Annotated in this window: 24 protein-coding genes and 1 riboswitch; of the genes, 5 read left to right on the plus strand and 19 right to left on the minus strand. The window is 71.2% G+C overall.

What is annotated here, in order from left to right; all coding sequences use genetic code 11:
* Positions 1-20: 20 nt before the first annotated feature.
* Positions 21-119: riboswitch (glycine riboswitch) on the minus strand.
* Positions 120-203: 84 nt separating this feature from the next.
* Both AC5L30_RS03360 and AC5L30_RS03365 read right to left on the minus strand, forming a co-directional pair.
* Positions 204-1,046: an NAD-dependent protein deacetylase gene (locus tag AC5L30_RS03360; RefSeq protein ID WP_494865254.1), complete on the minus strand. Its 843-nt coding sequence runs from the start codon at positions 1,044-1,046 to the stop codon at positions 204-206.
* Between the two features lie 83 nt (positions 1,047-1,129).
* Entirely contained in the window at positions 1,130-2,197 is a 1,068-nt protein-coding gene (locus AC5L30_RS03365; protein ID WP_494865326.1) for a MerR family transcriptional regulator, read from the minus strand.
* A 109-nt stretch (positions 2,198-2,306) separates the two neighbouring features.
* Here AC5L30_RS03365 and AC5L30_RS03370 point away from each other — a divergent pair, with 109 nt between their 5' ends.
* Positions 2,307-2,963 (plus strand): SDR family oxidoreductase, encoded by a 657-nt coding sequence (locus tag AC5L30_RS03370; RefSeq protein ID WP_494865256.1) that lies wholly within the window; start codon positions 2,307-2,309, stop codon positions 2,961-2,963.
* Between the two features lie 27 nt (positions 2,964-2,990).
* Positions 2,991-3,269, plus strand: a complete 279-nt coding sequence (locus tag AC5L30_RS03375) for a DUF1905 domain-containing protein (RefSeq protein WP_410817978.1) — start codon at positions 2,991-2,993, stop codon at positions 3,267-3,269.
* A gap of 26 nt (positions 3,270-3,295) precedes the next feature.
* Here AC5L30_RS03375 and AC5L30_RS03380 read toward each other — a convergent pair whose 3' ends face one another.
* The 16 genes from AC5L30_RS03380 to AC5L30_RS03455 form a co-directional block, all read right to left on the minus strand.
* Positions 3,296-4,162, minus strand: coding sequence for an SAM-dependent methyltransferase (locus AC5L30_RS03380; protein ID WP_494865258.1), 867 nt, complete (start codon positions 4,160-4,162; stop codon positions 3,296-3,298).
* Positions 4,163-4,372: 210 nt separating this feature from the next.
* Positions 4,373-5,068, minus strand: a complete 696-nt coding sequence (locus tag AC5L30_RS03385) for a DivIVA domain-containing protein (protein ID WP_494865260.1) — start codon at positions 5,066-5,068, stop codon at positions 4,373-4,375.
* Positions 5,069-5,120: 52 nt separating this feature from the next.
* A complete protein-coding gene (locus tag AC5L30_RS03390) occupies positions 5,121-6,302 on the minus strand; it encodes a globin domain-containing protein (protein WP_494865262.1) in 1,182 nt (393 codons plus the stop codon).
* A gap of 2 nt (positions 6,303-6,304) precedes the next feature.
* Complete coding sequence (locus AC5L30_RS03395) at positions 6,305-6,703, minus strand: group I truncated hemoglobin (protein WP_494865263.1); 399 nt, start codon at positions 6,701-6,703, stop codon at positions 6,305-6,307.
* 257 nt (positions 6,704-6,960) lie between these two features.
* Positions 6,961-7,557, minus strand: coding sequence for a MerR family transcriptional regulator (locus AC5L30_RS03400; protein ID WP_494865264.1), 597 nt, complete (start codon positions 7,555-7,557; stop codon positions 6,961-6,963).
* A gap of 159 nt (positions 7,558-7,716) precedes the next feature.
* Positions 7,717-8,181, minus strand: coding sequence for a bifunctional nuclease family protein (locus AC5L30_RS03405; RefSeq protein ID WP_130401049.1), 465 nt, complete (start codon positions 8,179-8,181; stop codon positions 7,717-7,719).
* 184 nt (positions 8,182-8,365) lie between these two features.
* Positions 8,366-9,067 (minus strand): transcriptional regulator FtsR, encoded by a 702-nt coding sequence (ftsR, locus tag AC5L30_RS03410; protein WP_354974112.1) that lies wholly within the window; start codon positions 9,065-9,067, stop codon positions 8,366-8,368.
* 50 nt (positions 9,068-9,117) lie between these two features.
* Complete coding sequence (odhI, locus tag AC5L30_RS03415; RefSeq protein ID WP_007071101.1) at positions 9,118-9,570, minus strand: oxoglutarate dehydrogenase inhibitor Odhl; 453 nt, start codon at positions 9,568-9,570, stop codon at positions 9,118-9,120.
* Between the two features lie 214 nt (positions 9,571-9,784).
* Entirely contained in the window at positions 9,785-10,165 is a 381-nt protein-coding gene (gcvH, locus tag AC5L30_RS03420; RefSeq protein WP_494865266.1) for a glycine cleavage system protein GcvH, read from the minus strand.
* 60 nt (positions 10,166-10,225) lie between these two features.
* Positions 10,226-11,233, minus strand: a complete 1,008-nt coding sequence (locus AC5L30_RS03425; RefSeq protein ID WP_494865267.1) for a DUF881 domain-containing protein — start codon at positions 11,231-11,233, stop codon at positions 10,226-10,228.
* Between the two features lie 11 nt (positions 11,234-11,244).
* Positions 11,245-11,577 (minus strand): small basic family protein, encoded by a 333-nt coding sequence (locus tag AC5L30_RS03430; protein ID WP_030327710.1) that lies wholly within the window; start codon positions 11,575-11,577, stop codon positions 11,245-11,247.
* Entirely contained in the window at positions 11,574-12,503 is a 930-nt protein-coding gene (locus AC5L30_RS03435) for a DUF881 domain-containing protein (RefSeq protein ID WP_494865328.1), read from the minus strand. The genes AC5L30_RS03430 and AC5L30_RS03435 overlap by 4 nt, the downstream gene beginning before the upstream one ends.
* Positions 12,504-12,514: 11 nt before the next feature.
* Entirely contained in the window at positions 12,515-13,147 is a 633-nt protein-coding gene (clsA, locus tag AC5L30_RS03440; protein ID WP_494865268.1) for a cardiolipin synthase ClsA, read from the minus strand.
* A 293-nt stretch (positions 13,148-13,440) separates the two neighbouring features.
* Positions 13,441-13,902, minus strand: a complete 462-nt coding sequence (locus tag AC5L30_RS03445) for a MarR family winged helix-turn-helix transcriptional regulator (protein ID WP_494865329.1) — start codon at positions 13,900-13,902, stop codon at positions 13,441-13,443.
* A 56-nt stretch (positions 13,903-13,958) separates the two neighbouring features.
* A complete protein-coding gene (locus tag AC5L30_RS03450) occupies positions 13,959-15,131 on the minus strand; it encodes a PP2C family protein-serine/threonine phosphatase (protein WP_494865270.1) in 1,173 nt (390 codons plus the stop codon).
* A gap of 71 nt (positions 15,132-15,202) precedes the next feature.
* The gene (locus AC5L30_RS03455; protein ID WP_494865272.1) at positions 15,203-15,949 is read right to left on the minus strand and encodes an SAM-dependent methyltransferase; all 747 of its coding nucleotides are present in this window, start codon (positions 15,947-15,949) and stop codon (positions 15,203-15,205) included.
* A gap of 116 nt (positions 15,950-16,065) precedes the next feature.
* On the opposite strand from AC5L30_RS03455, the gene AC5L30_RS03460 reads away from it, so the two are divergent.
* The 3 genes from AC5L30_RS03460 to AC5L30_RS03470 all read left to right on the plus strand — a co-directional run bounded on the left by AC5L30_RS03460 (position 16,066) and on the right by AC5L30_RS03470 (position 17,732).
* Positions 16,066-16,947, plus strand: a complete 882-nt coding sequence (locus tag AC5L30_RS03460; protein ID WP_494865274.1) for a universal stress protein — start codon at positions 16,066-16,068, stop codon at positions 16,945-16,947.
* 99 nt (positions 16,948-17,046) lie between these two features.
* On the plus strand, positions 17,047-17,259 hold the full coding sequence (locus AC5L30_RS03465; RefSeq protein ID WP_088989541.1) for a phosphatidylethanolamine-binding protein: 213 nt from the start codon (positions 17,047-17,049) through the stop codon (positions 17,257-17,259).
* Entirely contained in the window at positions 17,256-17,732 is a 477-nt protein-coding gene (locus AC5L30_RS03470) for a hypothetical protein (RefSeq protein WP_494865276.1), read from the plus strand. The genes AC5L30_RS03465 and AC5L30_RS03470 overlap by 4 nt, the downstream gene beginning before the upstream one ends.
* 8 nt (positions 17,733-17,740) lie before the next feature.
* Here AC5L30_RS03470 and AC5L30_RS03475 read toward each other — a convergent pair whose 3' ends face one another.
* Positions 17,741-17,944 carry a hypothetical protein gene (locus AC5L30_RS03475; protein WP_091397934.1) on the minus strand — a complete coding sequence of 68 codons (204 nt, stop codon included), beginning with the start codon at positions 17,942-17,944 and terminating at the stop codon, positions 17,741-17,743.
* Positions 17,945-18,065 lie beyond the last annotated feature (121 nt).

Raw genomic sequence — 18,065 nt, forward strand, 5'->3', positions numbered from 1 at the left:
CACAGGGGCACTCCACAGTGCCTGCCCACGAGGTCCTTTTGCCTGAGAGGTTCCGGGGAGGATTTGCCCCTTCGGCGCCGCCCTGCGTGTTGTCGGGCGGTCTCTCCCACGTGGGTGTTACCGGCGTGGTCAACGCTACCAGCGTTGGTGTTTCGGGCAGATGTCCTACCCCCGGGCCGGGCACCCCACCTGCGGGGCCCGGGTCACACCCCGGCCGGCGCCCCGACGCCGACCCGCGCGGCCAACTGCGGCAACGCCACACCCAACGGCGCGTCGACGCAGACGGTGGCGTGGGCGTCACCACGGGTCGGCCCCTGGTTGACGATCGCGACCGGGATGCCCCGTTTCGCAGCCCGAATCACGAAACGGCGCCCCGACATCACCGTCAACGACGACCCGAGCACCAGCAACGACCGGGCCTGCTCCACGGCCGCGAAACACCGCGCCACCCGCTGCGGCGGCACCGTCTCACCGAAGAACACCACGTCCGGTTTCAGCATCCCGGTGCCGCAGATACCGCAGTCCACCGGCCGAAACGCCGCCACCTGCTCATCGGGGAGATCAACATCACCGTCCGGGTTGACCGCGGCGACGCGGGCCACGAAGTCCGGGTTGGCCTCGCGCAGCCGCCGGTCCAACTCCTCCCGGGAGGTCAGGTTGCCGCAGTCCAGACAGGTCACCTCGTCGAGGCGACCGTGCAACTCGATCACCGACGGGCTGCCGGCCGCACCGTGCAGACCGTCGACGTTCTGGGTGATCACCGCGTCCACCAGACCGGCGTGTTGCAGCCCGGCCACCGCCCGATGCCCGGCGTTGGGCGCCGCGCGAGCGATCAACCGCCAGCCCAGGTGGCTACGCGCCCAGTAACGCCGCCGCGCCAGAGGATCCCGGGTGAACGCCTGAAAGGTCATCGGCGTATGCCGCCGCGCCACCCCGCTGGGCCCCCGGTAGTCCGGAATCCCCGACTCGGTGGACAGGCCGGCGCCGCTGAGCACCACCACCCCACCACCGGCCACCAGCGAGGTCAACGCGTCGAGGCTCTCCATCACCTCTCCATGCTGCCTCAACCCGTCCGCCAACGCCGAACCCCGCGCCAGGTGGGCGACCCCACCCGACGCGGGGGTGACGTCTACTCCGCGACGACGTCGGCGACGACGCAGGCGATGTTGTCCGGCGCCCCCTCGGCCAACGCCACATCGATCAGCGCTCGCACCGCGTCCTGCGGGTCGCCCGCCGCGGCCAGCGCCGAGCGCAGGTCGGCCCGGTCGACGACCGCGGACAACCCGTCGGAGCACAGCAGGTACCGGTCACCGGGCAGCGCGGTGCGCAGCGCCAGATCCGCCTCGACCTGCCGACCACCGCCGAGGGCACGCACCAGCACCGCCCGCTGCGGATGCGTCGCGGCCTGATCCCGGTCGAGTCGGCCCTGATCCACCTGGGCCTGCACCCAGGTGTGATCCTGGGTCAGCAGCGACAGCTCACCGCCGCGCAGCAGGTAGGCGCGGGTGTCACCGACGTGCACCAACGCCAGCCGGGAACCGCTGAACAGCAACGCGGTCAGTGTGGTGACCGGCTGGTCGACGTCGGTCGCCAACCCGCGTACCGCGCGGTCGGCGTCGCTCACCGCACCGGCCACCATCGTCAGCAGGTCAGCGGCGGGCACGTCGGTCAACGCCAACGGCTTCAGGGCGTCGACGGCGGCGGCGCTGGCGGCCGCGCCGCCGGGCCCCCGCATCCCGTCGGCCACGGCAAGCAACCGCTCGCCGGCGTACGCGGCGTCCTCGTTGCTGTCACGCATTAGCCCCGTGTCACAGCCGGCGGCGCAGCGGACGGCAACGCCGCAATTCGGGTCAGACATGGTGGTGCCCCCTTCAGACAGGTGGTCCACGAGGCGGGTGGCGAGCCGGGCGCGCGCCGCGGTGTCGGCGCTGACCTGCCGCCAGTACGCGGTGACCGCCTCGGCCGCCGCGGCGGGCTCCAGGGCACACACCACCCGGATCGTCGCCAGCGGCATGCCGATCCGACGTAACTGGGCGACCAGCCGGGCCACCGGCAGCTGAGCCGGGTCGTAGAGCCGGTAACCGGACTCCGGATCGACAGCGGCCGGCACCAGCAACCCCACCTGGTCGTACAGGCGCAACGCCTTCGGCGTCAGCCTCGCCGCCCGGGCGAACGCCCCGATGGTCATCAGCCCCACGTCGACATCCTCCTCGTGCCGGCCACCGCGACCGGCACCCACCAGGCTCAGGGTTACCCAAAGGTCAAGGTCAAGCCGCTGGCACCCGCAGCGCCGGTAGGTTGGGCGCATGCGCGTCGTCATCGCCGGAGGCCACGGCAAGATCGCCCTGCTGCTGCAACGTCACCTCGTCGGACGCGGCGACACCGCCGTCGGCCTCATCCGCAACCCCGAGCAGGCCGCGGCGCTGCGCGCCGCCGGCGCCACCCCCGTCGTCTGCGACCTGGAACACACCGACGTCGCGCGGCTGGCCGACCACCTGCACGACGCCGACGCGGTGATCTTCGCCGCGGGCGCCGGCCCCGGCAGCGGCGCCGCCCGCAAGGACACCGTCGACCGGGCCGCCGCCGCGCTGCTCGCCGACGCCGCCACCCGCGCCGGCGTCCACCGCTACCTGCTCGTCTCCTCCATGGGCGTGGACACCCCACCCGCCCCCGGCAGCGACGACGTGTGGGCGGCGTACCTGCGCGCCAAACGCGCCGCCGAGGACGACCTGCGCGGCCGCGACCTGGCCTGGACGGTGCTGCGACCCGGCCGACTCACCGACGACCCACCCACCGGGCGGGTCACCCTCACCCCACACGCCAGCCGTGGCGCGATCAGCCGCGCCGACGTCGCCCACGTCCTCGCCGCCCTGCTCGACGAACCACGCACCACCGGCACGACCCTGGAACTCGTCGACGGGCCCACCCCGATCGCCGAGGCCATCCGCGCCGCCGCCAGCTGACCGACCCTGCCGCGCCCAGGAGAACCCATGGACCCGCAACCACTGGACTACCGCTTCACCGCGCCCATCGAGAAAGACGGCGCGTTCGCCACCTACGTGACAGTGCCCGACTCCGCGAACCTGCTCGGCACCCGACGCGCCGTCAAGGTCACCGGCACCATCGACGGGCACCCGTTCAACGCCACCCTCATGCCCTCCGGCGCCGGCCCCCACTGGCTGCCCATCCGCGCCGCCCTGTGCAAGGCCATCGGCAAGAGCGCCGCCGGCACCGAGGTCACCTTCCACCTCGAACAACGGCTCAGCTGACCACCCGCCCCGCCGACGGCGGATGCTCAGCCGCCCGGGCGATGCGCGGCGACCAGCACCGGCCCGCCGGGGACGGTCGGGAAACGGCGGACATCACCCAGACCCGCCCCCGCGAGCACCTCCGCCATCCGGTCCGCGTCGAAGGCGTTGCCGCCGTTGCGCACGGCGTTCCACCGGTCGACGGCAGCCCGCAACGGATCCCCGGCCGGCGGGTTGGTGCCCGCCACCAGCCAACCACCGGGTCGCAGCGCCCGCACCAGCCGGGGCAACGCGAGCGCCAGCGTCTGCTGGGGAAGAAACGGCGCCGGCAACCAGACCAGGTCGTACCCGCCCGCCTCGGCCACCTTTGCGACGTCCTGATGGCGCAGGCTGATCCGATCCGCGACATCGCGCGCCTCGGTCAACTCCGTACGGGCCAGGTCCAACGCCCGCTGCAGCACGTCGATGCCCACCACCGACACCCGGGGCAACGCGCGAGCCAGGGCGACAGCCAACGCCGCCACACCGGTGCCCACGTCCAGCACCCGGCCGTCCGCCGAGCCCAAGCGCTCCGCCAGCCCCGGCAACTCGGGCACCACCCGCGTCGCCAACGCCCGGCCGGTCGCCGCCGACGCCCGACCCTGATGCAGCAACACCTCGTCGTCCAACTCCGCCCAGCCGGCCCCGCCCGGCCCCGAAGGCTCCTGCGCCGCCGCGGCGACCGCCTGCCGCAGCGAACTCAACCGCGCCTGCACGGCGCTGCGCCCGGTCGGCCCATCAGCCGGCACCAGCGACGGGTGCGCGACCGGCACCTGACCGTCCCAGGAGAGCAGACCAGCGGCCTCCAGCACCGCGCTGCGGTGCGGCGACGCCGCGAGGACCTCGGCGAGCGGGGCCGACAGGGCGTCACTCATGGTGCCGACCGCGGCTGCCAGAGCCCACGCCGACGCCTCCAACGCGGCCAACGGATCCGCTGACCCGCCGGGCGGGGACGGTGATACCGACACGACGGCGCCTCTCCCAGGGGGCGGGCCACCGGTCAGCCCCTGCCTGACCCCTCCGACTATGCCACCGCCGCCAGCGTCCCGGGTGGGGTCCACGTCAGCGAACCCCACCCGCGCGGATCAACGCTGCTGGTGCCGCGGCAACGCCGACTGTCCCAGCACACCACCCACGAACGGCGCCCCCGGCGTCTCCGCCGCGATCCGATCCATCGTGCGCGCCAACTGCTCACTGCCGTCATCGAGATGCCGCGCCGCCGCCTGCATGTGCGACACCATCATCTCGCCGAAGATCCGCAACGCCTCCCGGGTCGCCACCGTGTCGTCGAAGCTCGGCCCGGCCGCGCTGCGGTACTCCGCCACCGCCCGCTCCGCCTCCTGCTTCGCCTCCGCCTCCGCCGCGTGCAGGTAACTCTCGTACTGCACCCGGGCGTACTCGGCGACCCGCCGCGCGTAGTCGTGCGCCTGCGCGATGATCTGCTCCGCCTCCCGCTGCGCCGCCGACAGCAGGTTCACCTCCCGCGCCGCCGGGACCTTCGCCGCCGCACCGGTACTCGGAATCACCCCGTGCCGGTGCAACTCCACCCGGTCGGTCAGCCGCTCGTTCTCCGCCCGCAACGTCGCGATCTGCGTTGCCAACAGGTCCAACTCGTCAGCGACCTGCACCCGGAACCGGTCCACGTCAGCGTTGTCGTAACCACGCCGGGCGAACGACGCGGCACCGAACTCCCACCGCCGAACCCGATCGGCGGTCATCCGCACCTGCACACCGCCGGAGACCTGCACCCCGTCATACCGACTGATCGGCGTCGCACTCACCTGTGCAGACCTCCGTTCGCGACTGCGGGGCTCGCAAGCTCACTCCTCGCGCTCACCTGTGCCCACCTTTCGAAGTGTCACCCGCAGCCGGCTGCTGCACCGCCGTCCGCCACGCCGGCCCGTACCACTGCGCGCCCAGGCCCTCGTGGTGCACCTGACCCGCGTGGTAACCCGCCTGCACCAACGTCCGCACCGCGTGCGACACCATCTCGTCCGACCCACACACGAAAACGTGCCGGGAACGCCAGTCACCGTCGGCCAACGCCCGGTCCACCGCCTGCACGAACTCCCCCGGCCGGTGCACGTCGGCACCCACCACGTACGTCACCGTCAACCAGGGATACGACGACGCCAACTTGTCGATCGCGTCGCTGTCGTAGAACTCGCTGCGGGAACGGGCCCCCACGTAGAGGTCCACCCGCCGGCGGGAACCCTCCGCGGCCACCTGCTCCACCAACGCCTTCACCGGCGCCCAGCCGGTCCCCGCGACCAACAGCAACAGGTCACTGGAGCCCGCCGACCACAACCCCAGCCGGTCCCCCACCGGCGCCGCCAGGTGGATCCGATCCCCCACCGCCGACCCGTAGACCAGCCGCGACGACACCGCGCCACCCGGCGCGGCCCGCACATGCAACTCCAACGTGCCGTCCGCCCGCGGCGCGTTCGCCGGCGAGTAGTACCGCCACGACCGCACCGACGGGTGCGACACCCCGATCGACTGACCCGGGGTGAACGGCAACAGGTATTGCGGGCGCACCGTCAACACCGCCACGTCGAACGCCCGCCGCTCGTGCGCCACGATCTCCGCCACCCACCACGGCGGGTTGACCGCCTCAGCGGCCTGCGCGGCCTCCATCATCACCTGGGCGACCAACCCGTACGCGGCCGTCCAGTCCGCGGCCAACTCGTCGGTCCACTGCTCGGCGAGGAAATGCTGCAACGTCGCCACCAGCGCCTCACCGACCGCCGGGTAGTGCTCCGCGCGGACCGCGAACTTACGGTGATCCGCGCCGAGATCCTGCAGGAAACCCACCAGCTGATCCACCTGGTCCACGTTGGACACAATGTGACCCAGCGCGGTCACCAGGCGATCCCGCTGACCGGCCATGTTCGTGGGGAACATCTGCCGCGTCTCGGGATGAGTGAGGAACAACGTCGAATAGAAGTAGAGCGGCACCTGGTCACCGTGACCGGCGACCACCGACCAGCTCTGCTTGAGGCGAGCCGCGTCCACGCTCAGGCGCCTGCCCTGTTCCCGGCAGCCACCACCTGGTCCTGCACCTGCCCCAGCACTGTCCGCACGTCAGCGACGATGTCCGCCGGCACCCCCAACTCGGTCAGCGTCACCGTCAGGTGCTCGCCCACTTTCGCGTAGTGCCCCACCGTGATGTTCAGCGGCTGGTGCGCCTCGGCCAACCCGCGGCCCGTGTACTCGTTCGGGCCACCCAACACCACGGTCAACATCAACGCCAGGTGCCGCCGCTGACCCGCCATGTCCACGTCAGCGAAGTAGCCCGCCAACTCCGGGTCCGCGAGCACCTTGTCGTAGAACAGCTCAACCGCCGCCTTGACCGAACTGGCACCGCCAATGCGGTCGTAGTGCGAGGCGGGAGCAGTCTCTTCCGTAACCGTCACGGTCGTTCCTTCCGGGGATGAAGGGTCCAGAACCGTGAGGCACCATAGCGTGTCAACCGTCTCCGGTCAGCGCCCCCTTATCGGATTCCCGACAACAGGCGACGACACTGCGTCACCACTACCGATGGGTACTTCCACAATCGGCCACCGGAACGACACCCACAGTATCCACAATGGACCGCCAGGGCCGACACCACCCTGCCACCGTCACCGACGGTCGCCAGAAAACAACCGAAAAAAACCGGAAGCCCGAACGGTCAGCCGGCCCGCCGCCGCGCCCGCCGCGCCGCCAACTCGTCCCCCACCGGATCGGACCCCGACGCCACCGCCGGCTCCACCGGGCCGCTCGTCGCCGGCTCCGCCGGCAGATGCGACAACGACCCCTGGATCTCCTTGAAAGCCCCACCGATCGCGATGCCGAAGACACCCTGGCCACCCTGCAACAGGTCGACCACCTCCTCCGGAGACCGGCACTCGTACACCGTCGTCCCATCAGAGATCAGCGTGATCCCCGCCAGATCCTCCACACCACGCGACCGCAACGCCTCGATCGCCTTACGGATGTTCTGCAGGGACACCCCCGCATCCAACAACCGCTTCACGACCTTCAACACCACCAGGTCCCGGAACGAATACAACCGCTGCGTCCCCGAACCCGAGGCATCACGAACGCTCGGCACCACCAACGTCGTCCGCGCCCAGTAATCCAACTGCCGGTAACTGATGCCCACCGCGTGGCAGGCCGTCACACCCCGGTAGCCAACCGAACCGTCACCCTCAGCCGCCACACCTGGCGACGACACACCCGGCTCGTCGAACCCTGCACCCGGATCGGAATCCTGCGGCTCGTGCATCCGGACAACCTCCCCGTCAGTGTGGCGACGCATCGTTTCCGGGACGCGCACCCCTCGACATGGAAACCCTAACGCCACCGCCAGGGGTTACCACGGAGGAACCGACGCGACACGCCGCGCAGCCACCGAGAAAGATCACCAACCGAGCCCGGGCACACCTCAGCCCGCGAAATCCTCCGGACGCACCTGCTCCAGGAACTCGCGGAACTTCTCCACCTCGTCCTCCTGCTCATCAGGGATAACGATCCCCGCCTCGCTGAGGACCTGCTCCGCACAACGAATCGGCGCACCGACACGCAACGCCAACGCGATCGAATCGCTCGGCCGCGCCGACACCCGCACCCCGTCACCCAGCAACAGATCCGCGTAGAAGACGTTCTCCTTCAGCTCGGTGATCTCCACCGCCTGCAAGGGCGCCTTCAACGCCGCCAACACATCCCGCAGAAGATCATGCGTCAACGGCCGGGCCGGCTTGACCCCCTGCTGCTCATAAGCGATAGCCGTCGCCTCGACCGCGCCGATCCAGATCGGCAGATAGCGGTCCCCCTCGACCTCCCTGAGCAGGACGATCGGCTGGTTGCTGGGCAGCTCCACCCGAACTCCGACCACGCTCAGCTCGCGCACCGCCGCCTCCGTGTCGTTGTCACCTACGCCGCACCGCGCCCTTCCCTGCACGGTACACGGACCGCAACACGGCCGTCCCATGCGCTACAGCACCACGCCCGCGCCGAAAAGGGGTTACCCCGGCAAGCCTACGGCACGCTTCCCGGAAGAGATCTTTCCGCTCAGCCGCCACCCGCCGGGCACCTCACCGACCCAACGTCGAGCGCAAACCCACCCGCACCAACGCCGCGTGCAACTGCTCCGACAACGCCACCAACTCACGCGCCGTCTCCGCCGCCCGCGCCCGCGCCGCCGGATCACTCTGCCGCGCCAACGGCGCCACCAACTGCGCGAACAAACCGACCTCCCGGTCCGCCGCCGTCCGATAACCCCGCAGGTGCCGCGGCTCCAACCCGTACGACGCCAACCCTGCCACCGCCGACGCGATGATCAAAGCATCCGCGTCATACCACCCCGGCGGATCCGACACCAGCACACCGAGCCGCTCCAACTCCACCAACGTCGACTCGTCGATTCCACTGCGCGCCACCAGATCTGCCCGGCCGAGCCGCACCTGCGACGACTCGGCCGGCTCCACCGACTCACGACCCGGCACCGCACCATCGGGACCAACCGCCACCAACGCCGGCCGCGACCGCCCCGGCTGCTCGCCAGACGAATCCCACTGGGCCAACTGCTCCCGGATCACCCGCAACGGCAGGTACTTGTCCCGCTGCGCGGTCAACACGAACCGCAACCGCGCCACATCGTCCCAGCTGTACTTCCGGTAACCCGCCGCCGTCCGCTGCGGCTCGACCAAACCCTCGGCCTCAAGAAACCGCAGCTTCGAAATCGTCGTGTCCGGGAAATCCACCCGCAACTGCCCAAGCACCTCACCGATGCTCATCAGCGGCTCAGACCGAGCCGCCCCGGGTGACATGGAGGCCGCAGGCTCGTTCACCCCCGGCCGGCCTCCTCCTCCGGGCGCGGACCGGCGATGAACACCACCCGGAACTTACCGATCTGAACCTCGTCACCATTGCTCAACGTGGCCGCCTCAACCCGTTCACGATTGACGTACGTGCCATTCAAGCTGCCCACGTCGCGCACCGTGAACGTCCCACCATCGCGGTGGAACTCCGCATGCCGACGCGACACCGTCACGTCATCCAGGAAGATGTCACTGTCCGGGTGCCGGCCACTGGTCGTCACATCGTGGTCCAACAAGAACCGGGCACCCGCATTCGGGCCTCGACGAACCACCAGCAGCGCCATACCCGGCGGCAACGAACCGGACATCCGGCTCGGCACCACATCGGTATCCGGCCCCTCCAGCACTTCGTCGAGCGAACCGAGATTGAGCGTCGAAGTGACGTCGAGTGGGGGGAACTCGTCGTCTGGCCGCGTCATGGGACCACCTCACGGATCTGTTCGGTCGGCGTCGGGTAATGGCGGGTCTGGCCGCCGGGCACTTGACCACCCGGCGGCTGGCTCCCCGTGCCCGGGAAGGCAATTCCGCAACGCTCAACTATTGGGTTCTCGGTCGACTGGGCGAGCCTAGCCAGCGCCGAAATGCAGGGCAACCGGACGCGCGCAGACATCCCACGCACCGGATCAAGCACACTCAGCCTTCGGTGATCTTCTGATACGCGGCCGCCGTCAGCAACCCATCCGTCGCAGTCGGATCATTCGGCGTGATCTCCACCAACCAACCCGCACCGTACGGATCAGTGTTGATCAGCTCAGGCGTGTCACCCAACGCGTCGTTCCGCGCCGCCACCGTACCGGCCACCGGCGCGTAGATCTCCGACACACTCTTGGTCGACTCGATCTCACCCAACGAGTCACCGGCCGCGACCACCGCACCCGCCTCGGGCAACTGCACGTACACGATGTCACCGAGCGCGTCCTGCGCGAAGTGGGTGATGCCGACCCGGACCGAAGCCGTGCCGTCACCCGCCACCCACTCATGCTCGGCGGTGTATCGCAGATCCTCGGGAATCACCAGACGCGTCCTTCATCCATCGGTGCCCCGGACCACCCGGGTCCGGCGCGGCCGCGCCGGTCAGGAGACCGGACGGGCGTGTTCCAACTTGATCGGCACGTGCAGCGCCGAAACCTCGGCAACCTCACGCTCCCCAAACGTCACGTTACCGCCGCCACCCCGGACCGACGCCACCACCCCACCAGGAATGTTCAACGCCGTCCGCATCGTCGCCGGATCACCGATCACCGTGATCGTGAACGGCCCCGTCAACCGACGCCCCTCCACCACCAACGACCCGTTGTCCCCGTCCAGGAAGTACGTCGACGCGATGATCCGCACGGTCGCCCGATCCCCACCGGAGATCTGCATCGCCTCCGCGCCCGCACCCCGCAGCTCCTGCACCGCGTCCAACACCCGGTTCGCCGAGATCGGCTTGACACCGGCGTCGAACTGCACCGTCAACCCCGGCCCCACCGCCGGCAACGTCCCCGCCAGGATGCCCAACTCGTCGGCCCGCCGCGTCGCCTCATCCAACGCCGCCTGACGACCCTGCTCACCCGAGCGCAACTGCCGCTGACTGTCCTCCAGAGCCCGGATGTCCTGCTGCAGACGATTCTCCCGCGCATCCAGATCCGACAGGATCCGAACCAGGTCCTCCTGCCGCGTCGCCCCCAACGTCGGGTCCGTCGACGTCGTCTTCAACTGCACGACCAACGTGAACCCCAGCAACGCCAACAACGCCACGATCATCACCCCGGCCGCACTCCACCGGGACCGACCAGCCATCACCGGCGCCGCCGACTCCCCCACCGGCTCAGCCAACCCGTCGGAACTCGCCACCGGCTCCCCCGACCGCGACACCGCGCTCAGGTCCACCGTCGCACCGTCGTCGACCGGCTCCACACCCGGCTCCGCAGCGGGCTCGTCATCCGACGGCTGCGCGGGCCCCTGCGGCGCCAACGGGCTCAACTCGTCCGGATCCGGCGCATCCGGCCGCGGATCCGGCTCACCCGCCGGCCCACCCGGGCGCACCGGACCCGCCGGCTGCGGCCACCCCGTCCCCGTGTCGGTCTGCTCGTCACTCATCGCAACCCAACCTACGCCCGGAACAGGTGCCGGCGGATCGCCGCCACGTTGCCGAAGATACGCACACCCAGCACAACGACCACACCGGTGGACAACTGCCCACCCACCCCCAACTGGTCACCCAGATACACGATCAGACCAGCGACCAGCACATTCGAAATGAACGACACCACGAACTGCTTGTCGTCGAAGATGCGGTCCAACCGGGCCCGCACCCCACCGAACACCGCGTCCAACGCGGCCACCACCGCGATCGGCAGGTACGGCTGCAACGCCGCCGGCACCGTGGGATCAAGCCACACGCCCAGCACCACACCGGCGAGCAACGCCAGCACCGCGATCATCGGCCACCTCCGGAGGGGCTAACAGTCGTCGCCGGACCGGACGACCCGGGACTGCCGGACCGGACACCCGACGCGGAAGGGCTCGGACTGACCGACGGCTTGGCGTAGCGTAGCTGCGGCTCCGGCGCCGCCGGCAACGTGAGGTCATCCGACTCCCGCACACCGAACGACAACCCGGTCTTCTGCGCGACCTCCCGCATCAGTGCCGCGTTACGGCTGTCCTCGAACGTGCGCCGCATCGAACCCGGCCCAATCGCCGACACCTCGTACGGCCCGGTCACCGGCCGGAAATCCACCAGCATCGCCTCACCCGCCGACCGGATCGTCGACGTCGAGGTCAACCGCTGCCCGTTGATGGCGATCGCCTCCGCGCCAGCACTCCACAACGCGTTCGCCACCCCCTGCAGGTCGCTGTAGAGCACCCGCGGCGGCCCAGCACCGGCGCCGGTCACCGCGTCCGCGTTGTCCGGCGCGTCCGCCAACCGCACCACCACACCATCACCGCGCACCCGACCCAACCCGGTGCTCGCCTCCAGGTTGCGCAACCGGGCGGCGGCCGACCCGCTCAACGCCGCGTCCCGCTGCCGGCTGACCTCCTCGCGCAACTGGTCCGCGCGGGTCGACAACCGGTCGGTCTGGCTCTCCCGCTCCTTGATCTGCGTGACCAGACCCGAGCGGGCCTGGCTCCGCCCCGGCTCGTCCGCCATCGTCTGCCGGTACGCGACCGCGAACAGGAAACCGAGCATCACCACCACGACCAGGCTCACCGACCGCGCCGGCAAGGCCCGCCACCCGCGCGTCGGCTCGGACCCCGCCGAGCGTCGGCGAGCGGCAGCCGCGTCCGCGTACCCCGGATCCAGCGGGTTGCGGAACAACTCGGTGAGGAAATCCGGCGCGTACACCCGGTCCTGGCCGGGTTTTCCCATCCGCGGCGCGCTCACGCCACCGCTCCCGGGCCGCGCGCCGCGCGCACCAGTCGGGCCGCCTGCACGACGTACATCCCGCCGGCCACCCAGTAGAGCACCAGCCCCCACCAGGCCAGCGCCCATCCGATGGCGCTCGCCGCCGTCGCCACGTCGGTCGCCGCAGTGGCCAACAGCAGCACCGGGAACGCCGCGAGCAGCAGGAACGTGGCGGTCTTGCCCACGTAGTGCACCGGCGGCGGACCGTACCCGTAGCGACGCAGCACCGCCAGCGAGGCGAGCAGGAGCACCTCACGGGCCAGCAGCGCCGCGGTGAACTGCCACGGCACCACCTCCCGCGCGGTGAAGGCGACCAGGGTGGCGAGGATGTAGAGCCGGTCGGCGAGCGGGTCGAGCAGCTCGCCCAGGCGGCTCACCTGACGCAGGCGGCGGGCGATCCAACCGTCGACCCAGTCGGTGGTGCCGCCGATGGCCAGCACGACGACCGCCGCCACGTCGGCTCGCGCCACCAGGAACAGGTAGAGGAACAGCGGCACGCCCAGCAGCCGCCCGAAGCTGATCAGGTTGGGCAGGGTGAGCACCTGGTTGCCGGGAGCCTCGTCACCGGTGTCCCGCGGTTGCTCTGCCCGAGCCGGCCGACGCGACACCGATCCTCCTCCACGGCACGCGGGCCCCCGGCCGACGCCGGGCGCGGCTGAGGGTCGTACGCGCTGTCGGGCCGACCAGCGCCGGCTCTCCCCTGCGGCCCCGGGCGGGGCCCCTTCTCCTGATGCGGCCCGCGATCTCGATGATCGCGGGCCGGGTAGGTGCGCTGCCACTATATCGGGCTCCCTCTCGCTGGCCGGGCGCCGCCGGGCCGTCGGTGCGGCCGTGCCGCACTGTGGCGTGGATCACCACGCCTAAAGCGTCCTAGGATACTAGTGGAAGGGGGGAACGGCGCTCAGGCCGTCTGCGCGGCGGGATCGGTCTGCTGCTCCGGCACCGAGGCCGCCGCCTGAGCGAACCCGGCCAGCGCCAGCAGCAGCTCGTGCTGCATCCGCACCGGCATCCGGTCCAACACCGCCTGCACCGCGCGCTGCCGCCGCTCGGCCAACTCCCCCAACAGGGTCAGCGCCGCGGCGGTCGGCACCAACCGCACCTCACGCCGGTCGCGCGGATCGGCCACCCGGCGCAACAGCCCGGTCGCCTCCAACCGGTCACACAGCCGGCTCGCCGACGAGGGCACCACGTCCAGCAGCTCCGCCAACCCGTTGACGTTTGTCTCCGGTCGACCGCTGATCAGCGTGAGGACCCTCAGCTGGGTGGGCGGCACCTGGTGCCGCGACGCGGCCGAGTCCAGTACAGCGATCAGCGTCCCGGCGGCCGCGTCGATCGCCGCGGCGAGATCCGCAGGTCGCTCCACCTGATGTCCCCTGCCGTCGTCGCGCTGGTGCCCGCCCGGCAACGCGGCGACGAATCTCACCCCGTGCCCCGTTCGCGCGGACCGTGCCAGTCCAGACAGACCACGACGGCGTCGTCGCGCAGATCGGAATCCGCGTGGTAGGCGTGCAGTTCGCGCATCACCGTACCAACCGCCTCGGCCGGCGGCTGCAACCGCGTGGCGCGCAGGGAACGAGCCATCATCCCCTGCCCGTACGGCTCCTGACCCGGCGGCTCGGCGGCCCACACCCCGTCACTGACCACAAAGAGCCGGTCACCGGGCGCGAGCTGCATCTCCTGAAGCTCGTAGCGGGTCTCGGCGAACATGCCCAGCGGCAACTGCTGATCCAGCTTCATCGGCTCGACCGTGGACCCGCGCATCCGCAACAGGTGGGGGGAACCCGCGTCGACCGCCCGCACCCGGCCGGTGCGAGTGTCCACCTCGAGCAGCAGGGTGGCCACGTACCGGGCGCCCCGGTGTTGGTAGAAGACCGTGTCCGAGGCCAGCTCGGCCTGTTCCACCAGGCCCCCACCGGAGCGACGCGCGTTGCGCATCGCGTTGACCGTGACGGCGGTCAACAGGGACGCGGCCAGCCCGCTGCCCTCGCCGTTGAGCACCGTCACGGTGAGACGGTCGCCGTCCAACGACCAGTCGAAGTGGTCGCCACCCACCGTGTACGCCGGTTCGAGCTGACCGGCCAGTTCGAACGCGTGGTGGGCCACACCGCGACCGGGCAGCAGATCCCACTGCATCTCGGCGGCCATCGTCAGTCGCTCCCGACGCCGGGCCCGCCGGTAACGGTCGGTCTCCCGGTCCGCCGCGCGCATCGCCACCGCCAGGGCGCCGGCGATGTCCGTCGCCCGACCGGTGACCGCCGGATTCGGTACGGTCGGGAGTTCGATCAGCAGCACGCCCAACCGTTCCCCCCACACCGTCAACGGCAGGTAGAGCCGGCAGGGGCCGTCGCCGTCGCGTACCGGCTGCTGACTGCTGAAGCAACGCTGCGCCATGGTGTGGCAGGACAGGAACCCACCCGCCGGCAGGTCCGGGTCCAGCACCGGCCAGAGGCCGCTGATCCGGTAGTCGGCGACGAAGACGTCGGTGCGCAGCGCGCCCATCGCCGACCGGATCGCCCGGTCCGCGGCCTCCGCCAACTGGTCGGGCGGGGCCTCGCGCAACGCGCGCGACACCACGTCCGGCGCGTCTACCATCGTCGTCCTCCCCAGAAGCTTGCTATAGGGCAAGCATCATACGGACGCCCCCGGACCGATGATCGGCGCGGTCAGTCGCCCACTCGGGTCGCGAGCACACCGTGGAACGCGTCGGGCACCCGCGCCGGCGGACCGTCCGGCCGCCACTCGGCGACCGGGACGATCCCGTCCGCCGTCGGCGCCCATCGGCCCAGCAACGGCGCGAACGCCGCCGGTGGACGCATCCGGAACTGCGGGCCCATCATGGCCAGCGCCTGCGGATGATTGGCCAGCTCCTCGGTGTCGAAGTCCACCGCGAGCAGGCTGCCCGGCGCCGCGGCGGCGTACAGCTCGTCGAGGGTGCGGGTCAGCGTGGCGTCGTCAAGGAACGCGGCCAACCCGAGGAAGACCACCCCGACCGGCCGTCGACCCCATCCAGGCACGAAGCGGTGCAGCTGCGCCGGGTCGATGGTGCCGATGTCGGTCGCGTCGCCGAAGCCGTAACCGGCCCGGTCGCTGCCGGCGAGGATGCTCTGCCCCAGCCGGATGGTGACCGGGTCGACGTCGGTGTAGAGCACCGTCGCGTCGGTGGCGACCTCGTGCACGTTGCCCATCGTCGGCACCCCGGCGCCGAACACCAGGAACCCGTCCACACCGTGGGCGGCCATGGCCCGCACCGCCCGACCCAGGAACGCCCGCAGCTCCCGGAACACCGGCGCACACGGCCCGTACGCCTGCTCGAACGCGCTCGCGGCGGCCACGTCCACCGGGAAGTGATGCTGCCCGCCGAGCCAGAAGTCGATCATGCGAGCGGTGCTCGGTTGGTCTGGTTCACCCATCGGCGACGCTCCCTCCCCGGCCGGTCGTCGCCAGCGTACCGACCGGGACGTGCTCAGCGGTATCGCGGCGCGAGGGCGTCCGGGCCGGCGATACTGACCGCGAGCGGAGGTGGGCGGTGAACTCGGCGAACAACGCGGCGGTGGTGGTCGGCGTCGACGGCTCGGAGTCGGCGCTGCGCGCCGTGCGCCTCGCCGCCACCGAGGCGGCGCGCCGGCACCGACCACTGCGGGTCGTGCACGGTTTCATCTGGCCGCTGCTGCACGTACCGGTCTCCCCCGCACCGGACGCGCCGCCCGGCGGTGGGTTGCGCCACCGGGCCGAGGAACTGGTCGAGGCCGCGGTGGACGAGGCCCGAGCGACCGTGCCCGGGTTGTCGACCTCCGGCGAGATCATCGACGGTGAGGCCGCCGCGGTGCTGGTGGGCGAGTCCCCCACCGCCGCGCTCATCGTGCTCGGCGACCGCGGGCTGGGTGGGTTCTCCGCGCTGGTGGTCGGCTCGGTCGCGGTGCAGGTCGCCGCGTACGCCGACTGCCCGGTGCTGGTCGCGCGCGGCGCGCAACGACCCGACGAGCCGGTGCTGGTCGCGGTGGACGGTTCGGAGGCCTCCCGGCGGGCCGCGGACTTCGCCGCCGAGACCGCCGTGTCGCTCGGCGTGCCGCTGTTGGCGGTGCACGCCTACCGACACCCCGGCAGCAGCGGCCCGGGCGACATGCAACCCCTGGTGTACGACGAGGCGAAGCTGCACGGCGAGCAGGAGCGGATGCTCGCCGGGTGGCTGACCGGGCTCACCGAGGAGCACCCGGGTCTGCGGCTGACCTGCCGGGTGGTGCACGGTCGGCCCGGCACCGTACTCGCCGAGGCGTCCCGCTCCGCCCAACTGGCGGTCGTCGGTGGGCGTGGGCGCGGCGAGGTGACCGGGTTGCTGCTGGGGTCGGTGAGCCAGTCGATGCTGCACCACGCGCAGTGTCCGGTCGCCGTGGTCCGCGCGCCCCACTAGCCCGCCGGGGTTGGTCCGCTCCCAGACGGGTAGACGGCCGCGGTACGCCCAGCGGACGGTGGGCAGCACCAGGTGCCCAGACCGACGAAGGAGGCACAGATGCCAGGACCACGGCCGGGCAGTAACGCGTACGACAAGCAGCGGGCGCGGTTGCGCAACGCGATCGACGACTCCGGACGCCGAGTGCCCGACGGCAAGGCCAACCAGGTCGCGAACAGGATCCTCCAGGAGGATCGCGGCCAACGAGGCGTGGTGCGCGGAGACCGCACGTACGGCCCGAAGAGCGAACGCGAACCGGGCGACCCGAAGTGAGGAGGGTCGACGTGGCCGACGGCGCCATCGCGGGCGCCGTCGGCAGCACCGCGCTGAACGTGGTCAGCTACCTCGACATGGCGCTACGGGGACGGCCGGAGAGCGACGTTCCCCAGGAGACCGTCGACCGGCTGGCCGGGATCGCGCACGTGGACCTGGGCAACGGGGCCCGGGCGGCCAACCGCCGCTCGGGCCTCGGCCCCCTGATCGGCTACGGCCTGGGCATCGCCGCGGGGGTCGCGTTCGCGCTCTACGCCGGTGGTCGACGTCAGCCGCTGCCGATCGCCACCGGCCTGCTCGGCGCGGGCGTCATGACGATGACCGACGGGTCGATCACGGCGCTCGGGATCAGCGACCCGCGTACGTGGCGGCGCTCCGACTGGATCGCCGACATCATCCCGCACCTCGCGTACGGGCTGACGGCCGCCGCCACCTGGAACAGGTTGCGGCGGCCGTCAGGTCGCAGTCGCTAACCAACTGGTCAGCGGGTGTCGCTGTCGTCCTCGGCCACGGGTTCGCCGGCCGGGCCGTACGGCGACACCTGCCCCTTGGGCACCGGTCGACCCTCGTCGCCACGCGACGAGCCACGGTTGAGCGGGTGCCCAGTCGGCTTGGGCCCCTTGCTGTCCTGGCTGGTGGCGCCCTTGGCGTTGCGCCGGAACTCTTCCTGCTGCGGATTGACCACGGGTGTCTCCCTTCCGGGTACGGCAGGCGGCATCGACCGCCTCCAAAGCCGGCATACCCGCCCGCCCCGGTGGCATTCCGGCCGTGCTCACCGGAGCGACGGCTAGCGGGTCCCGGAGTGG

It is taken from the genome of Micromonospora sp. BQ32 (assembly GCF_059358895.1).

Excerpts from the sequence above, each read along its gene's own strand:
- ftsR (WP_354974112.1), bottom strand. The coding sequence starts at position 9,067 with ATGAGCATCGGTGAGGTGCTTGGGCAGTTGCGGGTGGATTTCCCGGAC.
- AC5L30_RS03400 (WP_494865264.1), bottom strand. The coding sequence starts at position 7,557 with ATGCACGAGCCGCAGGATTCCGATCCGGGTGCAGGGTTCGACGAGCCG.
- AC5L30_RS03370 (WP_494865256.1), top strand. The coding sequence starts at position 2,307 with ATGCGCGTCGTCATCGCCGGAGGCCACGGCAAGATCGCCCTGCTGCTG.
- AC5L30_RS03465 (WP_088989541.1), top strand. The coding sequence starts at position 17,047 with ATGCCAGGACCACGGCCGGGCAGTAACGCGTACGACAAGCAGCGGGCG.
- AC5L30_RS03360 (WP_494865254.1), bottom strand. The coding sequence starts at position 1,046 with ATGGAGAGCCTCGACGCGTTGACCTCGCTGGTGGCCGGTGGTGGGGTG.
- AC5L30_RS03430 (WP_030327710.1), bottom strand. The coding sequence starts at position 11,577 with ATGATCGCGGTGCTGGCGTTGCTCGCCGGTGTGGTGCTGGGCGTGTGG.
- AC5L30_RS03425 (WP_494865267.1), bottom strand. The coding sequence starts at position 11,233 with ATGAGTGACGAGCAGACCGACACGGGGACGGGGTGGCCGCAGCCGGCG.
- AC5L30_RS03435 (WP_494865328.1), bottom strand. The coding sequence starts at position 12,503 with ATGGGAAAACCCGGCCAGGACCGGGTGTACGCGCCGGATTTCCTCACC.
- AC5L30_RS03455 (WP_494865272.1), bottom strand. The coding sequence starts at position 15,949 with ATGGGTGAACCAGACCAACCGAGCACCGCTCGCATGATCGACTTCTGG.
- AC5L30_RS03450 (WP_494865270.1), bottom strand. The coding sequence starts at position 15,131 with ATGGTAGACGCGCCGGACGTGGTGTCGCGCGCGTTGCGCGAGGCCCCG.
- AC5L30_RS03375 (WP_410817978.1), top strand. The coding sequence starts at position 2,991 with ATGGACCCGCAACCACTGGACTACCGCTTCACCGCGCCCATCGAGAAA.
- AC5L30_RS03380 (WP_494865258.1), bottom strand. The coding sequence starts at position 4,162 with ATGAGTGACGCCCTGTCGGCCCCGCTCGCCGAGGTCCTCGCGGCGTCG.
- odhI (WP_007071101.1), bottom strand. The coding sequence starts at position 9,570 with ATGACGCGGCCAGACGACGAGTTCCCCCCACTCGACGTCACTTCGACG.